At 65.4% G+C, this 15,852-nt stretch carries 18 protein-coding genes; 8 read left to right on the top strand and 10 right to left on the bottom strand.

The annotated features are described in order from the left end of the window. Nucleotide 1: 1 nt before the first annotated feature. The 8 genes from rplS to AUP43_RS10540 all read right to left on the bottom strand — a co-directional run bounded on the left by rplS (nt 2) and on the right by AUP43_RS10540 (nt 4,966). On the bottom strand, nt 2-406 hold the full coding sequence (rplS, locus tag AUP43_RS10575; RefSeq protein WP_067556402.1) for a 50S ribosomal protein L19: 405 nt from the start codon (nt 404-406) through the stop codon (nt 2-4). A 36-nt stretch (nt 407-442) separates the two neighbouring features. Further along, the gene (gene trmD / locus AUP43_RS10570) at nt 443-1,174 is read right to left on the bottom strand and encodes a tRNA (guanosine(37)-N1)-methyltransferase TrmD (protein WP_067556399.1); all 732 of its coding nucleotides are present in this window, start codon (nt 1,172-1,174) and stop codon (nt 443-445) included. Next, complete coding sequence (gene rimM, locus AUP43_RS10565; RefSeq protein WP_067556396.1) at nt 1,171-1,800, bottom strand: ribosome maturation factor RimM; 630 nt, start codon at nt 1,798-1,800, stop codon at nt 1,171-1,173. The genes trmD and rimM overlap by 4 nt, the downstream gene beginning before the upstream one ends. A gap of 94 nt (nt 1,801-1,894) precedes the next feature. Further along, the gene (gene rpsP, locus AUP43_RS10560) at nt 1,895-2,392 is read right to left on the bottom strand and encodes a 30S ribosomal protein S16 (protein ID WP_067556393.1); all 498 of its coding nucleotides are present in this window, start codon (nt 2,390-2,392) and stop codon (nt 1,895-1,897) included. Between the two features lie 47 nt (nt 2,393-2,439). Further along, nucleotides 2,440-3,915: a signal recognition particle protein gene (gene ffh / locus AUP43_RS10555; protein ID WP_067556390.1), complete on the bottom strand. Its 1,476-nt coding sequence runs from the start codon at nt 3,913-3,915 to the stop codon at nt 2,440-2,442. 233 nt (nt 3,916-4,148) lie between these two features. Further along, on the bottom strand, nt 4,149-4,436 hold the full coding sequence (locus tag AUP43_RS10550) for a hypothetical protein (protein ID WP_232315039.1): 288 nt from the start codon (nt 4,434-4,436) through the stop codon (nt 4,149-4,151). A gap of 54 nt (nt 4,437-4,490) precedes the next feature. After that, nucleotides 4,491-4,676 (bottom strand): hypothetical protein, encoded by a 186-nt coding sequence (locus AUP43_RS10545; RefSeq protein ID WP_067556384.1) that lies wholly within the window; start codon nt 4,674-4,676, stop codon nt 4,491-4,493. Nucleotides 4,677-4,756: 80 nt separating this feature from the next. Next, on the bottom strand, nt 4,757-4,966 hold the full coding sequence (locus tag AUP43_RS10540) for a cold-shock protein (RefSeq protein WP_067556381.1): 210 nt from the start codon (nt 4,964-4,966) through the stop codon (nt 4,757-4,759). Between the two features lie 384 nt (nt 4,967-5,350). Between AUP43_RS10540 and dapF the strand changes: the two genes are divergently transcribed. The 3 genes from dapF to ftsY are packed head-to-tail and all read left to right on the top strand — an operon-like array spanning nt 5,351 to nt 8,408. After that, a complete protein-coding gene (gene dapF / locus AUP43_RS10535; protein WP_067556378.1) occupies nt 5,351-6,187 on the top strand; it encodes a diaminopimelate epimerase in 837 nt (278 codons plus the stop codon). Beyond that, nucleotides 6,187-7,446, top strand: a complete 1,260-nt coding sequence (mtaB, locus tag AUP43_RS10530) for a tRNA (N(6)-L-threonylcarbamoyladenosine(37)-C(2))-methylthiotransferase MtaB (protein WP_067556375.1) — start codon at nt 6,187-6,189, stop codon at nt 7,444-7,446. Before dapF ends, mtaB begins: the two co-directional genes overlap by 1 nt. Next, nucleotides 7,443-8,408 (top strand): signal recognition particle-docking protein FtsY, encoded by a 966-nt coding sequence (ftsY, locus tag AUP43_RS10525; RefSeq protein WP_067556372.1) that lies wholly within the window; start codon nt 7,443-7,445, stop codon nt 8,406-8,408. Before mtaB ends, ftsY begins: the two co-directional genes overlap by 4 nt. A gap of 7 nt (nt 8,409-8,415) precedes the next feature. Here the strand turns inward: ftsY and argE are convergent, their stop codons facing one another. Both argE and AUP43_RS10515 read right to left on the bottom strand, forming a co-directional pair. Next, nucleotides 8,416-9,588, bottom strand: a complete 1,173-nt coding sequence (argE, locus tag AUP43_RS10520; RefSeq protein ID WP_067556369.1) for an acetylornithine deacetylase — start codon at nt 9,586-9,588, stop codon at nt 8,416-8,418. A gap of 100 nt (nt 9,589-9,688) precedes the next feature. Then, a complete protein-coding gene (locus tag AUP43_RS10515; protein ID WP_084462721.1) occupies nt 9,689-10,516 on the bottom strand; it encodes an IclR family transcriptional regulator in 828 nt (275 codons plus the stop codon). A 201-nt stretch (nt 10,517-10,717) separates the two neighbouring features. Here AUP43_RS10515 and AUP43_RS10510 point away from each other — a divergent pair, with 201 nt between their 5' ends. The 5 genes from AUP43_RS10510 to AUP43_RS10490 form a co-directional block, all read left to right on the top strand. Further along, entirely contained in the window at nt 10,718-12,286 is a 1,569-nt protein-coding gene (locus tag AUP43_RS10510; RefSeq protein WP_067556363.1) for an ABC transporter substrate-binding protein, read from the top strand. Nucleotides 12,287-12,414: 128 nt separating this feature from the next. Further along, a complete protein-coding gene (locus tag AUP43_RS10505) occupies nt 12,415-13,392 on the top strand; it encodes an ABC transporter permease (protein ID WP_067556360.1) in 978 nt (325 codons plus the stop codon). Continuing rightward, complete coding sequence (locus AUP43_RS10500; RefSeq protein ID WP_067556353.1) at nt 13,389-14,315, top strand: ABC transporter permease; 927 nt, start codon at nt 13,389-13,391, stop codon at nt 14,313-14,315. Before AUP43_RS10505 ends, AUP43_RS10500 begins: the two co-directional genes overlap by 4 nt. After that, nucleotides 14,312-15,289, top strand: coding sequence for an ABC transporter ATP-binding protein (locus AUP43_RS10495; RefSeq protein WP_067556350.1), 978 nt, complete (start codon nt 14,312-14,314; stop codon nt 15,287-15,289). The genes AUP43_RS10500 and AUP43_RS10495 overlap by 4 nt, the downstream gene beginning before the upstream one ends. After that, on the top strand, nt 15,286-15,852 hold a 567-nt coding region (locus AUP43_RS10490; protein WP_157089314.1), incomplete at its 3' end, for an ATP-binding cassette domain-containing protein. The genes AUP43_RS10495 and AUP43_RS10490, both read left to right, overlap by 4 nt.

Raw genomic sequence — 15,852 nt, 5'->3', positions numbered from 1 at the left:
CTTACTCGCTGGCTGCCGCTTCGGCAGGCGCGGTGGCGGTCGGCCGGAAGGTCTGCTTCTCGCGGATGCGGGCAGCCTTGCCGGTCAGGCCACGCAGGTAGTACAGCTTGGCGCGGCGAACGTCGCCACGGCGCACCACCTCGATCGAGGCCAGGCGCGGCGAGTAGAGCGGAAACACGCGCTCCACGCCTTCGCCGTAGGAAATCTTGCGGACGGTGAAGGAGGAGTTCACGCCGGCATTGCGGCGGGCGATGCACACGCCCTCGAACGCCTGGACGCGCTCGCGCGTACCTTCGACCACCTTCACGTTGACGCGCAGCGTGTCGCCCGGGGCGAATTCCGGAATAGCGTGATCCGCCGTGACCTTGGCGATCTGCTCCTGCTCAAGCTGCTCGATGATGTTCATCGTTCTCTTCCTTACCAAACTTGCCTTGCGGCGCCGTTACCTGACGTCTTTCGACGCCGAATTCCTGTCTTCCTCATAGGCCGACCAGAGGTCGGGCCTGCGTTCGGCCGTTATCCGCTCCGCCTCGGCCAGGCGCCATCGCCGCACCTTTTCGTGATGACCCGAGGTCAGCACCTCCGGCACCACGCGTTCGACCCCGCCATGGTCGATCCAGGCCTGCGGCCGCGTGTAGTGGGGATATTCCAGCAATCCCCGCTCGAAACTCTCTTCGCTCAGGCTCTCTTCCGATCCCATCGCGCCGGGCAAAAGCCTGACGCAGGCATCGATCAGCGCCATCGCCGCCGGCTCGCCGCCCGACAACACGAAATCGCCAAGGCTGACCTCGACGATATTTCGCGAGTCGATCACCCGCTGGTCGACCCCTTCGTAACGCCCGCACAGCAGCGTCACGCCGGGTCCGCCCGCCAGCTCGCGCGCCAGTTCCTGGTCCAGTCGCCGGCCACGCGGCGACAGATAGATCACAGGTCCCGGACGGTCGCTGACCGCCTCGATCGCCGCATCGACGACATCCGGCCGCATCACCATGCCGGCGCCGCCGCCGAACGGGGTATCGTCGACGGAGCGGTGTTTATTACGCGCAAAACCGCGAATGTCCAGCGTTTCCAGCAGCCAGACGCCCTTTTCCAGCGCCTTGCCCGGAAGCGACGCGCCGAGCGGTCCCGGAAACATCTCCGGGAACAGCGTCAGCACGGTTGCCCGCCAGCTCATTCCGTTCCGTCCCGCGTGTCGGACACGCGGTAGTCCGGTTCGTCCTCGTCCCCGCCCTCCTGGTCGCCGGGACCTTGCCGCCCATCGTCCAGGATGCCTTCCGGCGGATCGGCGACCAGCCGCCCGGCCGGCAAATCGACCACCGGCACCGCCTTGCGGGTGAAGGGGACGAATTTGGTCCGCCCCGCCGCGTCGGCGATTTCCAGCATGTCGCCGGCCCCGAAATCATGCACCGCCTTCACGGTGCCGAGCCGCCCGCCGCCGACCAGCTCGACCGCAAGGCCCAGCAGGTCGGCATGATAATACTCATCCTCCTCCAAGGCCGGCAGGGCGCTGCGCTCTATATAGAGGCGCAAGCCCTTCAGGCCCTCGGCCGTGGTGCGGTCGGCTATACCGTCGACCGCCGCCAGCACGACATCCTTCGCCTGGCCGGTCCGGCGCAGGGTCAGGCGGCGTCCTTCTTCTCCGTCGCGGCGTCTTCCGAGGAGAGGGCCGTAGCCGAAGAGGGCGTCCGGCTCGCCGGTGAAGCTGCGGATGCGAAGCTGGCCACGGATCCCCTGGGCGCCGACGACGATGCCGAGGAGGAGTTCGCCTCCTCCTTCAGCGTCGCCTGTTGTGTCGCGCACAGCATCTGCTGGCGACGATTGGCGCTTTCGCGGGCTTGCCATGACCAGGCGGCTCGGGAGCGGAGAAGGCGGGCGACCACGGGGCACTGTCGCCTTAAGCGCCCTGCTTCTCGGTCTCGGCCGGCGCGTCTTCCGCCGGGGCCTCCGCGGCGGGAGCCTCCTCGGCCGGGGCTTCCTCAGCCGGGGTGGCAGCGGCGGCAGCGGCAGCCTCGGCGGCGGCGGCTTCAGCAGCGGCCTTTTCGGCGGCGGCCTTCTCGGCCAGGGCGGCCTGTTCCTTCAAGCGCTCCTGCGCCTTGGCGCGGGGCTGGCTCTTCTTGGTCTGTTCCGGCTGCGCCGGGGCGTCGACCAGGCCAACGGTCGACAGGAAGCGCGCGACGCGGTCGGTCGGCACCGCGCCGACGGAAATCCAATGCTGGGCGCGCTCCGCGTCGATCCGCAGACGGTCCGGATGGCCATGATCGACCATCGGATTATAGGAGCCGATGCGCTCGATGAACGCGCCGTCGCGCGGCGAGGTGCTCTGCGCCACCACGATGCGATAGAACGGGCGCTTCTTCGCGCCGCCGCGGGCCAGACGAATCTTCAATGCCATAGTCTTGTTATCCTTAGAGTTAAGCGTGTTCTGGTTGTCGGTTGAATTCAGCGCCGGCCAAAGCCGGGGGGAAGCTTGCCGCCGGGCAGCTTGGGCAGGCCGGGAAGACCGCTTCCGCCGCCACCAAGGCCGCCAAGCCCGCCGCCAAGTCCACCGGGGGGCATTTGCGGCATGCCGCCGCCGCCCATCCCGCCGAGGCCGCCCATCAGGCCTTTCAGCATGCCCTTCTTGCCCATCTGCTTCATGACCCGGCTCATATCCTGATACTGCTTCAGCAGCCGGTTCACATCCTGGACGCTGGTGCCGCTGCCCGCCGCGATGCGCTTGCGGCGCGAGGCGTTCAGCAGCTTGATGTCCTTGCGTTCTTTCTTGGTCATCGAGGTGATGATGGCTTCCTGGCGGACCAGCATCTTCTCGTCGATGTTGGCCCCAGCCATCTGCTTCTGCATCTTGCCGATGCCGGGCAGCAGGCCCATCAATCCGCCCATGCCGCCCATCTTGCGCAATTGGCGCAACTGGGAGGCCATGTCGTCCAGGTCGAAATCGCCCTTCGACATCTTGCGGGCGAGCTTCTCGGCCTCGTCCTTGTCGATGGTCTCGGCGGCCTTCTCGACCAGCGAGACCACGTCGCCCATGCCCAGGATGCGGCCGGCGATGCGCTGGGGGTGGAAATCCTCCAGCGCGTCCATCTTCTCGCCGACGCCCATCAGCTTGATCGGACAGCCGGTGACGCCGCGCATCGACAGTGCCGCACCGCCGCGCGCATCGCCGTCGACGCGGGTCATGACGATGCCGGTGACGCCGACGCGCTCCTTGAAGGTCCGGGCGACGTTGACGGCGTCCTGGCCGGTCATGGCGTCGACCACCAGCAGCACTTCGTGCGGGTCGACCGTCTCGCGGATCGCCGCCACCTCGGCCATCAGCGCTTCGTCGATATGCAGCCGGCCGGCGGTGTCCAGCATGACCACGTCATAGCCCTGCAGGCGGCCGACCGTCATGGCGCGCTTGGCGATGGAAACCGGCTGCTCGCCCTTCACGACGGGCAGGGTGGCCACGCCGGTCTGCTCGCCCAGGATGCGCAGCTGTTCCTGCGCCGCGGGACGGTAGACGTCCAGCGAGGCCATCAGCACTTTCTTTTTGTCGCGCTGGGTGAGGCGGCGCGCCAGCTTGCCGGTGGTGGTGGTCTTGCCCGAGCCTTGCAGGCCGACCATCAGGATCGGCACCGGGGCGGGGGCGTTCAGGTCCACCGGCTCGGGCTCGGAGCCCAGCATCTCGACCAGCGTGTCGTGCACGATCTTCACGACCATCTGGCCCGGCGTGACCGAGCGCAGCACTTCCTTGCCGATGGCCCTCTCGGTCGCCTGGGCGATGAAATCCTTCACCACCGGCAGCGCGACATCGGCCTCCAGCAGCGCCACGCGCACTTCGCGCATGGCCGCCTGGACGTCGCTCTCGGACAGAGCGCCGCGCCGCTTCAACCGCTCGAATACGTCGCCGAGCTTGCCAGTCAGACCGTCGAACAAGGGCTTAATCCCACTGTCGTTGGATCGGATGAATGCCGTTCCACCGCCGCCGACCCGCCCAAACAAAAATGCGCCCGTGCGCGAAACTCGCGGACGGACGGTGCCCCCAACAGGGGTAGAGGGCTCCTATGGGCGGCAGGGTTGCCGTGAATGGCACGGAAACTAGGGGAATTGCGCGGGAGAGTCAATCACGCCAGCATTACAGCGCTTCAGAACCCTGCCGCGGCGACATCCTACTGCTTCGCCGACCGGGTCAGGCTCTTGATCGGGCCGCGGGGCTGGCCGGACATTTCGGCGATCTTCTGGTCCTGGCTCATGATGAAGGTGCGGGCGGGGTCGTCGCCGTCCAGCCCGTCGAGCATTTCGCCGGGAACCTTGCGGTTGGAGGAGCGGGAGCCGTCCTCATACAGCACGTCGAACAGCACGAAGCTGGCGGTGGTGGGTTGTTTCTTCTGGCGGCCCAAAATGATCTCCACTGGAACAGGGGTGCGGCAGGTAAGCCGGTCGGTTGTGTGGGCCATGCAGGGCGTGCCCCAGGGGGCGCGCCCCAAGGGGTATACCCAGAAAGGCGGGGCCTACGGTCGGTCTTGAGACTCGTCGGAAGCGGCCGGGGCGTCGTCGCCGGCTTCGGCCTCATCTTCGCCGGTGCCCTTGCGGCGAGCGGCTTCCTCTTCCTTGCGCAGCAGCTTCTCCTGCTTCTTCTTTTCCTTGGCGCGTTCCCGTTCGACACGCTGCTGGTTATAATTCGGCTTGAAGGCCATGACGGTTCTCCCGCGATCAAAAGCAGAAAAGGGCATCGGTTTCCCGATGCCCCTTCCGAGACTGTGCAGACCTTGTGGGGTCAGACGATCTTCAGGTTTTCCGCAGAGCTCTTGCCGCGCTTCGGGTCGCGCTGTTCCTCGTAGGAGATCTTCTGACCTTCATCGAGGCCGCGCATGCCAGCGCGCTCAACGGCGGAGATGTGGACGAAAATGTCCGCGCCGCCATTTTCCGGCTGGATGAAGCCGTAGCCCTTGGTGGAATTGAACCATTTCACGGTACCGATCGGCATGGATGCCTCCTTCGTTTATCGGTTTTGCGTCACGCGGATGCGCGATACATCAAACTGTGTCCAGGGAGAGCGCGAACTGGACACCCGAAGGGGCGTAGCAAGCCGGCAGTCCAGAGCAGAATGACCCCGCAGACATAGTGCTGATATGGCGGAAAGACAAGGCAAAAGCGGATTCATCAGCTGAACACCAGCCAAAGTATGATGATCAGCGGGATTGGAATACCGATCAGCCAGAGCAAAATATAGGGCATGGCGAGGCTCCCTGAGGGTGATGTGGAGATAAACGCGCAAGCCGCCATTATGCTCCGCTGAATTCCGCATCGCAGGGCTGCGATGTCGCAGATTCATGGACTCTTGCCCCCACATCGCCATATAACGCGCATCATGCAGACGCTGCCTTTCATAAAGATGCACGGGCTGGGCAACGACTTTGTCGTGCTTGACGGTCGCGCCGCGCCGATCGCGCTTAGCGAGGCGCAGATTCGCGCCATCGCCGACCGGCGCACCGGCGTGGGGTTCGATCAGATGATCGTGATCGAGCCGCCGAAGAATGGGGCCGACGCCTTCATGCGCATCCTGAACGCCGATGGCGGCGAGGTGGAGGCCTGCGGCAACGCCACGCGCTGCGTCGCCTCCTGGCTGTCGGCCGAGGCGCACAAGCCGGCTTTGTCCATCGAAACGGTGGTCGGCACGCTGCTGACCAATGTGAACGCGGACGGCACCGTGACCGTCGATATGGGCGAGGCACGCCTCGGCTGGAACGAGATTCCGCTGGCCCGCGAGATGGACACGCTGAAGGTGGCCGCCGGTGTTGCGCCGCTGCTGGAGGCTACCTGCGTGAATGTCGGCAATCCGCACGCCGTCTATTTCGTCGACGATGCCGAGGCGATCCCGATGGCCGAGATCGGCCCGCGCATCGAGCATGACCCGCTGTTCCCGCAGCGCATCAATGTCGAGGCGGTGCAGATTCTGTCGCCCACGAAGATGCGCATGCGGGTGTGGGAGCGCGGCGTGGGCATCACCCGGGCCTGCGGCACCGGCGCCTGCGCCAGCCTGATCGCCGCCGTCCGGCGCGGCCTCAGCGAGCGCAAGGCCGATGTGATCCTCGATGGCGGCACGCTGACCATCGAATGGACGGAAGCGGGCCGGGTGCTGATGACCGGGCCGGTTGCCATCTCCTACCGGGGCGAGCTGGAACCCGCTGTCATCGGGGCCGCGTGATGGGCGTTGAGATCGTCACCTTCGGCTGCCGCCTCAACTCCTACGAATCCGAGGTGATGAAGGATCTGGCGGCCCAGGCCGGGTTGACCGACACGGTGATCGTGAATACCTGCGCCGTCACCGCCGAGGCCGAGCGCCAGGCGCGCCAGACCATCCGCAGGCTGCGCCGCAACAACCCGGACGCAAAGATCATCGTCACCGGCTGCGCCGCCCAGGTGAAGCCGGAGCAGTTCGCCGCCATGCCGGAGGTGGACCGCATCCTCGGCAATGAGGAGAAGCTTCAGGCCGCGAGCTACGGGCTGGATGACGATGCCCGAGTGCGGGTGAACGACATCATGAGCGTGCGCGAGACCGCCGCACACATGATCGCCGGCTTCGAGGACCGCGCCCGCGCCTTCGTCCAGGTGCAGCAGGGCTGTGACCATCGCTGCACCTTCTGCATCATCCCCTTCGGCCGCGGCAACAGCCGCTCCGTCCCCATCGGCCGTGTCGTGGAACAGGTGCGTGAGCTGGTGCGCAATGGCTATAACGAGGTGGTGCTGACCGGCGTCGACATCACCAGCTACGGCCCCGACCTACCGGGCAGGCCGACGCTGGGCCAGATGATCCGCCGGCTGCTGGCGAATGTGCCGGAGCTGCCGCGCCTGCGCCTGTCCTCGCTCGATCCGGTGGAGATCGACGATGATCTGTTCCGGCTGATCGCCGAGGAGCCGCGCCTGCTGCCGCATCTGCATATCAGCCTGCAGGCCGGCGACGACATGGTGCTGAAGCGCATGAAGCGCCGCCACCTGCGCAGCGATGCCATCGCCTTCGTGGAGAAGGTGAAGGATCTCCGCCCCGACATGGTATTCGGTGCCGACCTGATCGCCGGCTTCCCGACCGAGACCGACGATATGTTCAAGAACACGCTGCGCAGCGTCGAAGAGTGCGATCTCACCTATCTGCACGTGTTCCCGTACAGCGAACGCCCCGGCACGCCGGCGGCGCGCATGCCGCAGGTGCCGGTTGAAGTGCGCAAGGAGCGCGCGGCCCGTCTGCGCGCGGCGGGCGAGGCGCGGCAGGCGGCTTTCCTGGCTTCGCGCATCGGCACCGAGGCCGCGGTGCTGATGGAGAAGCCCGGTATGGGCCGGACCGAGCATTTCGCGCCGGTTCTGCTCGATACCGATGTCGCACCCGGCACGATTCTGCGTGCGCGCATTACCGGCGCCGGGGCGGACCAGCTCACCGGCCAGACCGTGGATATCCGGACAGCAGCATGAGCGATGAGATCGAGCAGACCGGCGCGGCGCAGGACGACGCCCGCAAGCCCGGCTGGCTGGCGCGTCTAAGGCAGGGGCTGGCCCGCACCTCGGCAAAACTGGGCGGCGGCATTATCGGGCTGTTCACCAAGCGCAAGCTGGATGACGCCACGCTGGAGGAGCTGGAAGACCTGCTGATCCAGGCCGATCTCGGCGTGAAGACGGCAGCCAAGCTGACCGCCAATCTGGCCCGCGAACGCTTCGACAAGGAAGTGACGTCGGAGGAGGTGCGCCAGGCCTTCGCCGACGATATCGCCGAAATCCTCACCCCCGTTGCCTTGCCGCTGGCCATCGACCCGGCGCTGAAGCCGCATGTCGTGCTGGTGGTCGGGGTAAACGGCACCGGCAAGACCACGACCATCGGCAAGCTGGCCAAACAGTTCCGCGATCAGAAGAAGAAGGTCGTGCTGGCGGCCGGCGACACCTTTCGCGCCGCCGCCGTCGAGCAGCTTAAGATCTGGGGCGAGCGCACCGGCTGCCCGGTCATTGCCGGGCCGGAGAATTGCGACGCCGCCTCGCTCGCCTTCGATGCGTTGAAACAGGCCAAGGCGGATGGGGCTGACGTGCTGCTGATCGACACTGCCGGCCGGCTGCACAACAAGGCCGCGCTGATGGACGAGTTGAAGAAGGTGATCCGCGTGATCGCCAAGATGGACCCGGCGGCCCCGCATTCCACCGTCCTGGTGCTGGACGCCACGACCGGCCAGAACGCGCATGCCCAGGTCGAGACCTTCCGCAGCATGGTGAATGTGACCGGCCTGGTGATGACCAAGCTGGACGGCACGGCGCGCGGCGGCGTGGTGGTGGCCCTGGCCGATGCGTTCGGCCTGCCGGTCCATGCGGTCGGCGTTGGCGAGGGGGCGGACGATCTGCGCCCCTTCGATGCCAACGCCTTTGCCCGCAATCTGATGGGGCTGGAATAGCCCTCTTTTAGGCCCGCACCCGGTCCAGCAGCCGGCGCATGAAGGTCTCGCCCTTGGCTACTTCCGACAGGGCGATAAACTCGTTCGGCTTATGCGCCTGGGCGATGTCCCCAGGCCCGCACACGATGGTCGGTATGCCGGTCTGCTGGAACAGCCCGGCCTCGGTGCCGAAGGCGACCTTGCCGGTGGAATTGGCGCCGCTGAGCGCCATCACCAGCTGGGTCAGCGGATCGTCATCCTTCATGTCCAGGCCGGGAATCTGCGAGATCGGCTCGAAGCGCACGCCGGTGGCCGGGTCGATGGCCTGCATTTCCGGCAGCAGCTTGCTCTCAACGAAGTCGCGCACCTCGCCCAGCAGCTCCTCGGGCACATCCTCGGGCAGATGGCGGAACTCGAAGTCGAAATAGCAATCCTTCGGCACGATGTTCAGCGCCGTGCCGCCATGCATCACGCCGGTATGCACCGTGGTGTGCGGCGGATCGAAACCGGGATCGAACGGGCCTTGGTCGCGCTTGCGCTTCGCCATGCCGCGCAGATAGGTCACGATCTCCGCGGCGAACTCCACCGCGTTCACGCCGGTGGGGGCCAGCGAGGAGTGACACTCCAGCCCATGCACATGGCAGCGGGTGCTCAGCTTGCCCTTGTGCGCCACCACCGGCTTCATCGAGGTCGGCTCGCCGACGATACAGGCCGCCGGCCTCACCGGCTGCTTCTCCAGAATGTCGAGCAGGCGGCGCACGCCGATGCAGCCGACCTCCTCGTCATAGGAGAAGGCGAAATGGATCGGCGTCTTGAGCGGCTTGGCCAGGAATTCCGGCACGAAGGCCAGCGCGATGGCGATGAAGCTCTTCATGTCCGACGTGCCGCGGCCATACAGCCTGCCATCCTTCTCCACCACCTCGAACGGGTCGGTGTCCCAGGGCTGGCCGGTCACCGGCACCACGTCGGTATGGCCGGACAGGCAGATGCCGCCTTTGTCCTTCGGCCCGATGGTGGCGTACAGATTGGCCTTCTTGCCAGTCTCGTCATGCACCAGAATCGAATCGACGCCGTAGCCGGACAGATACTCCTGGATATAGGCGATCAGCTCCAGATTGCTGTCGCGGCTCACGGTCGGCATGCCGATCAGCGTGCGGATCATCTCCAGGCTGATCGGCGGAATACGGTCGGCTTCGGCCATGCTGAAACTCTCGATCTATCGATATGCAATATGCGTGTCGCGGATTTCGATGATCGTGAGAGGGTCGCCCGCGATTGTCAACCGGCCGGCGCGCCCCAGCCTAGAAGGCGTGCCAGCCTTGCAGGGAGCGGCTGATGGCGGTGGCGGCCTGCATGACGATTGGGGCCAGCTTCTCGCGCGCGTCCTCCATGCTCCAATAGGCTGTCGAGGTGGTGATGCCGAGGGCCGCGATGGGCTTGCGCTCGCCATCGAAGATCGGGGCTGCGACCGCCATCTCGCCCAGATCGGCCTCTTCCTCCACCATGGCGAAGCCGTCGATACGCACCTGGTCGAGGCAGGCTTCCAGCGAGGCGCGGTCGATATTGGTGCGCGGCGTCAGGCGCACGAAGTTGGTGCGGTCTAGCACGGCCTTGCGCTCTTCCGGCGACAGCCAGGCCAGCACGGCGCGGCCGGTGGACACGCAATAGGCCGGCATGCGCCGGCCGATGGCGGTGTTGGAGTTGATGCGCCGCTGGCTCGGCATGCGGATCGCCACCACCGCGTCGGTGTCGTCCAGCACGGAGACGTTCACGGTTTCCTGCCATTCGTCGCGCACCGAAATGACGATCGGGATGGCGACATCGTACAGCGGGTTCGCGCGCAGGTAGGAATAGGCGAAATTCAGCATGCGCGGCCCCAGCCGGTAGCGCCGCGTGCGTTCGTCCTTACGCAGATAGCCGAGCTGAGTGAGCGTGTGGGTGAAACGCTGCGCGGCGCTGGTGTTGAGACCGGTGCGCTGGGCGATTTCGCGCAGCCCCAGCGCATCCCAGTCGCTGCCGAAGGCCTGCAGCACCGAGAGGCCCTTCCCGAGTGAGTTCACGAACAGCGGATCCTGCCGCTGCGCGCCCTGTTCCGCCATCGAGTCTTCCACCGCTTTCCTCGCCCGCATTTTTTTGCCCTTCCGGGTGCTTCGGTTCGCATGGCATGTTGCCAGTCGCGTTGACAATCGGTAGCTATTGTCACACGATCATCGTCGTTCGCTACAAAGCTATCGCATTGCAATAGTGCTGTCATCAGCTTCGATTGCATAGAAGAGATCGCGCTGGCGAACGGCAGGAGGCAAGTCAGGGTAGAACAACAGGAGGGTCCAATGCGGCCTTTGATGTACGCGGTAGCCGGCGTGTTCGCGGCGGTATCGCTTCTGTCGGCGCCGGTTTCCGCCGCCGAACTGCGGGTGGGTCTGTCCACCGAACCGACCTCGGTCGATCCGCATTATCACAATCTCTCGCCGAACAACGCGCTGGCGACGCATATTTTCGGCAATCTGGTCGAGCAGGGGCCGGTGCAGGAACTGCTGCCGGGTCTGGCGACGTCCTGGAAGCCGGTCGCGGACGATGTCTGGGAATTCAAGCTGCGCGAAGGCGTGAAATTCCATGACGGTTCGCCCTTCACGGCGGACGATGTGGTGTTCACCATCAAGCGCGCCGGCAATGTTCCGGACAGCCCGTCCAGCTTCGCCATCTATACGGCGGCGATCAAGGACGTGAAGGTCGTCGACCCGCTGACCGTGCATTTCGTCACGGACGGCCCGTATCCGCTGCTGCCGAACGATCTCAGCGGTATCGCCATCGTCAGCCGCAAGTACGGCGAGGGCGCCAGCACCGCCGATTATAACAGTGGCAAGGCCGCCATCGGCGCCGGTCCATACAAGCTGGTCAGCTTCACGCCGGGCCAGTCCATCGTGCTGGAGGCCAACAAGAATTACTGGGGCGACAAGCCGAAATTCGAGAAGGTCACCTTCCGGCCGATCACCAACCCGGCCGCGCGCGTCGCCGCGCTGCTGTCCGGCGACGTCGACCTGATCGACGGCGTGCCGACTGCCGACATCGCCCAGTTGAAGAAGAACTCGGCCGTCTCCCTGTCCGACGCGGTGTCGAACCGCATCATCTACCTGCACATCGACAGCGACCGCGAGGTCACGCCGCATGTGACGGCCAAGGACGGCAAGGAGATCAAGAATCCCTTCAAGGATGTTCGCGTCCGCAAGGCCATCTCCATGGCGATCAACCGCAAGGCCATCGTCGACCGGGTGATGGAAGGCGTGGCGATCCCCGCCGGCCAGTTGCTGCCGAAGGGGTTCTTCGGCGTCAGCCCGAACATCGAGGTGCCGAAATACGATCCGGAAGCGGCCAAGAAGCTGCTGGCCGAGGCCGGTTATCCGGACGGCTTCAAGCTGACCATCCACGGCCCGAACGACCGCTACATCAACGATGCGCAGATCGTCCAGGCGGTGGCCCAGATGCTGAGCCGCGTCGGCATCGACACGGCGGTCGACACGATGCCGCGCTCCACCTTCTTCGGCCGGGCCTCGAAGCTGGAATTCAGCCTGCTCCTGGTTGGCTGGGGTTCCGGTACGGGTGAAGCCTCCTCGCCGCTGAAGTCGCTGCTGGCGACCTACGACAAGGAGAAGGGCATGGGGCCGTCCAACCGCGGTCGCTATTCCAACCCGGAATTCGACAAGACCCTCGCCCAGGCGCTGGTCACGGTCGACGACGCCAAGCGCGAGAAGCTGCTGCAGAAGGCCACCGAGATCGCGATGGCCGATGTCGGGCTGATCCCGCTGCATTACGAAGTGTCGACCTGGGCGACGCGGAAGGGCTTCGAATATACCGGCCGTTCCGACCAGGCCACGCAGGCCATGGACGTCACGATCAAGTAATAGCCGACGTCAACGGGGGGGAGGCGGCGTGACGCCGCCTCCCCCTCTGCTTGCCGACGCGCATTGCGGCGCGTGCTTTTTATTCCTTATGACCTTTTCGTAAGGCCGACACGGGAGCAGCCGGGGCCATGAGCGTATTCATCCTGCGACGGCTGATGCAGAGCCTGGTTCTGCTCTGCGTCATGACAATCATCGTATTCGCCGGGGTCTACGCCATCGGCAATCCGATCGACATCCTGATCTCTCCCGACGCCACGCAGGCGGAGTATGACCGCGCCGTCCGGGCGCTCGGGCTCGACCTGCCGCTCTGGCAGCAATATCTGGTGTTCCTGAGCAAGCTGGTGCAGGGCGATCTGGGTAAATCCTTCGTCTTCAACGAACCGGCCCTGACGCTGGTCTTCTCGCGCCTGCCGGCGACGCTGGAGCTGGCCTTCGCGGCGATGCTGCTGTCGATCGTCATCGGCATTCCGCTCGGCCTGTGGGCCGGCCTGCGGCCCGACAGCGTGGCCGGGCGCTCGATCATGGCCGGCTCCATCTTCGGTTTCAGCCTGCCGAATTTCTGGCAGGGGCTGATGCTGATCATGGTGTTCTCGGTCTTCTTGCAATGGCTGCCGGCCGGCGGGCGCGGTCCGACCGCCAATTTCCTCGGCATCAACTCATCGCTGTTCACCGCCGAGGGCTGGCAGCATCTGCTGTTGCCGGCGCTGAACCTGGCGCTGTTCAAAATGTCGCTGGTGATCCGCCTGACCCGCGCCGGGGTGCGCGAGACGCTGCTGCTCGACTATGTGAAGTTCGCCCGCGCCAAGGGGCTGTCCTCGCGCCGGGTGATCTTCGTGCACGTGTTCAAGAACATCCTGATTCCGCTGGTCACCGTGATCGGCCTGGAGCTGGGCTCGGTCATCGCCTTCGCGGTGGTGACGGAGACGATCTTCGCCTGGCCGGGCATCGGCAAGCTGATCATCGATTCAATCTTCGTGCTCGACCGGCCGGTGATCGTCGCCTACCTGATCGTGATCGTGCTGATGTTCATCACCATCAATCTCATCGTCGACATCCTCTATTCGGTGCTCGATCCCCGCGTCCGTCTTGCGGATATGAAATCATGAGCGCGAGCCAGACTGAACCCCTCGCCGCCGCGCCGGCGCCGGCCAAGAAGGCGATTTCGCCCTGGCGCCGCCTGCTCAGCGCTTTCTTCGAAAGCAAGCTGGCGGTCGTCGGCCTGGTCGGTCTTGTATTGATCATCCTGGCGGCCCTGTTCGCGCCGCTGCTGGCGCCGCAGAATCCCTACGATCTGACACAGATCGACATCATGGATTCGAAGCTGCCGCCGGGGGCCGAGAGCTATACCGGCATGATCTACGTGCTGGGCACGGATGGCCAGGGCCGCGACATGCTCAGCGGCATTCTGTATGGCCTGCGGATCAGCCTGATCGTCGGCGTGCTCAGCGGTTTCTTCGCGCTGCTGATCGGCACCTCGATGGGCTTGAGCGCCGCCTATTTCGGCGGCCGGGTCGAAACGCTGATCATGCGTCTGGTCGATCTTCAGCTCAGCTTCCCGGCGATCCTGGTGGCGCTGATCCTGCTGGCGATCCTGGGGCGCGGCGTGGACAAGGTGATCCTGGCGCTGATCGTCGTCCAATGGGCCTATTACGCCCGCGCCTCGCGCGGTGCGGCGCTGGTTGAGCGGCGCAAGGAATATATCGAATCGGCGCGCTCCCTGGCGCTGTCGACGCCGCGCATCATCTTTCGCCATCTGCTGCCGAACTGCCTGCCGCCGGTCATCGTCATCGGCACGGTGCAGGTGGCCAACGCCATCGCGCTGGAGGCGACGCTGAGCTTCCTCGGCATCGGCCTGCCGGTGACCGAACCCTCGCTCGGCCTGCTGATCTCCAACGGCTTCAACTATCTGCTGTCGGGCCGCTATTGGATCAGCTTCTTTCCGGGCCTGGCGCTGCTGCTCACCATCATCGCCATCAATCTGGTCGGCGACCAGCTCCGCGACATTCTGAATCCGAGGTTGCAGCGATGACCGAGGCGGTGCTCAAGGTCGAGAATCTCCAGACCCATTTCTTCACCAAGGCCGGGGTGGTCAAGTCGGTTGACGACGTGTCCTTCGAGGTCGGGCGCGGCAAGATCATGGGGCTGGTGGGCGAGAGCGGATCGGGCAAGTCGGTTTCCGGCTTCTCGATCATGGGGCTGGTCGATCATCCGGGCCGCGTCGTCGGCGGGCGCATCCTGTTTCACGGCCGGGATCTCGTCGGCCTGCCGGACGAGGAAATGCGCAAGATTCGCGGCCGGCGCATCGCGATGATCTTCCAGGATCCGATGATGACGCTGAACCCGGTTCTGCGCATCGACACGCAGATGATCGAGACTATCCAGGCGCATGAGAAGGTGGACCGGGAAACCGCGCGCCAGCGTTCGCGCGATGCGCTGGGGCAGGTCGGCATTCCGTCGCCCGACGAACGGCTGATGGCCTATCCGCACCAGTTTTCCGGCGGCATGCGCCAGCGCGTGGTGATCGCGCTCGCGCTGGCGGTGAATCCGAAGCTGGTGATCGCCGACGAGCCGACCACGGCGCTGGACGTGACCATCCAGGCGCAGATTCTCTACCAGATGCAGAAACTGGTGGCCGAGCAGCATATGGGGCTGATCTGGGTGACCCACGATCTGTCCGTGGTGGCTGGGCTGGCCGATGAGCTGTGCGTCATGTATGCCGGCCGCATCGTGGAACGCGGGCCGGTCGGCCGGCTGATCGATGCGCCGATCCATCCCTACACCAAGGGGCTGATCGGCTCCGTCCCGTCGCGCAATCCGCGGGGCCAGCCGCTGACGCAGATTCCCGGCATGGCGCCGACGCCAATCGACCTGCCGGCCGGCTGCCCGTTCCGCCCGCGCTGCGCCCGGGCCAGCGACATCTGCCGCACGACGCCGGAAACGGCCGAACATCTGCCGGGCCGCTTCGCCCGTTGCTTCCACCCTCATCTGGAGGATGCGGCATGACCGACGCCGCGCCGATCATCGAGCTGAAAGACGTCTCCAAGCGCTTCGCCAAGCGCTTGGATTTCGCCGCCAAGATGGTGAACCGCCTGGGCGGCAACCTGCGCGAGGAAGTCGTGCATGCGGTCGACACGGTCAATCTGACGATCTTCAAGGGCGAAGTGGTGGGGCTGGTCGGCGAATCCGGCTGCGGTAAATCCACCCTGGGCCGCGTCGTCGCCGGCATCCATGAGGCGAGCGACGGCGCGCTGTTCTATCGCGGCAGGGAAGTGTCGACCTTGAACGCGGCGGAGGCGAAGGACGTTCAGCTCAAAGTGCAGATGATCTTCCAGGATCCGATGAGCTCGCTGAATCCGCGCCTGCGGGTGGAGGAGATCGTCGGTGAGGCGCCGCGCGTGCATGGCATGGTCAGCCGGGCGGAGCTGTCGGGCTATGTCGATGAAATGCTGCTGCGCGTGGGCCTCGACCCCAGCTACAAGAAGCGCTATCCGCATCAATTCTCCGGCGGTCAGCGCCAGCGTGTCGGCATCGCCCGGGCGCTTGCCGTGAAGCCGGAATTCCTGGTC

This window comes from Oceanibaculum pacificum (assembly GCF_001618175.1).
GTDB classification, from domain to species: Bacteria; Pseudomonadota; Alphaproteobacteria; order Oceanibaculales; family Oceanibaculaceae; genus Oceanibaculum; species Oceanibaculum pacificum.
The sequence above is the reverse complement of the archived record's forward strand: the minus strand, read 5'-3'. Positions and strand labels throughout refer to the sequence as shown.

Excerpts from the sequence above, each read along its gene's own strand:
- AUP43_RS10545 (WP_067556384.1), bottom strand. The coding sequence starts at position 4,676 with ATGGCCTTCAAGCCGAATTATAACCAGCAGCGTGTCGAACGGGAACGC.
- dapF (WP_067556378.1), top strand. The coding sequence starts at position 5,351 with ATGCAGACGCTGCCTTTCATAAAGATGCACGGGCTGGGCAACGACTTT.
- AUP43_RS10550 (WP_232315039.1), bottom strand. The coding sequence starts at position 4,436 with ATGGCCCACACAACCGACCGGCTTACCTGCCGCACCCCTGTTCCAGTG.
- AUP43_RS10515 (WP_084462721.1), bottom strand. The coding sequence starts at position 10,516 with ATGCGGGCGAGGAAAGCGGTGGAAGACTCGATGGCGGAACAGGGCGCG.
- AUP43_RS10540 (WP_067556381.1), bottom strand. The coding sequence starts at position 4,966 with ATGCCGATCGGTACCGTGAAATGGTTCAATTCCACCAAGGGCTACGGC.
- AUP43_RS10505 (WP_067556360.1), top strand. The coding sequence starts at position 12,415 with ATGAGCGTATTCATCCTGCGACGGCTGATGCAGAGCCTGGTTCTGCTC.
- argE (WP_067556369.1), bottom strand. The coding sequence starts at position 9,588 with ATGGCCGAAGCCGACCGTATTCCGCCGATCAGCCTGGAGATGATCCGC.
- trmD (WP_067556399.1), bottom strand. The coding sequence starts at position 1,174 with ATGAGCTGGCGGGCAACCGTGCTGACGCTGTTCCCGGAGATGTTTCCG.
- rpsP (WP_067556393.1), bottom strand. The coding sequence starts at position 2,392 with ATGGCATTGAAGATTCGTCTGGCCCGCGGCGGCGCGAAGAAGCGCCCG.
- rplS (WP_067556402.1), bottom strand. The coding sequence starts at position 406 with ATGAACATCATCGAGCAGCTTGAGCAGGAGCAGATCGCCAAGGTCACG.
- AUP43_RS10500 (WP_067556353.1), top strand. The coding sequence starts at position 13,389 with ATGAGCGCGAGCCAGACTGAACCCCTCGCCGCCGCGCCGGCGCCGGCC.
- AUP43_RS10495 (WP_067556350.1), top strand. The coding sequence starts at position 14,312 with ATGACCGAGGCGGTGCTCAAGGTCGAGAATCTCCAGACCCATTTCTTC.
- ftsY (WP_067556372.1), top strand. The coding sequence starts at position 7,443 with ATGAGCGATGAGATCGAGCAGACCGGCGCGGCGCAGGACGACGCCCGC.
- mtaB (WP_067556375.1), top strand. The coding sequence starts at position 6,187 with ATGGGCGTTGAGATCGTCACCTTCGGCTGCCGCCTCAACTCCTACGAA.
- AUP43_RS10510 (WP_067556363.1), top strand. The coding sequence starts at position 10,718 with ATGCGGCCTTTGATGTACGCGGTAGCCGGCGTGTTCGCGGCGGTATCG.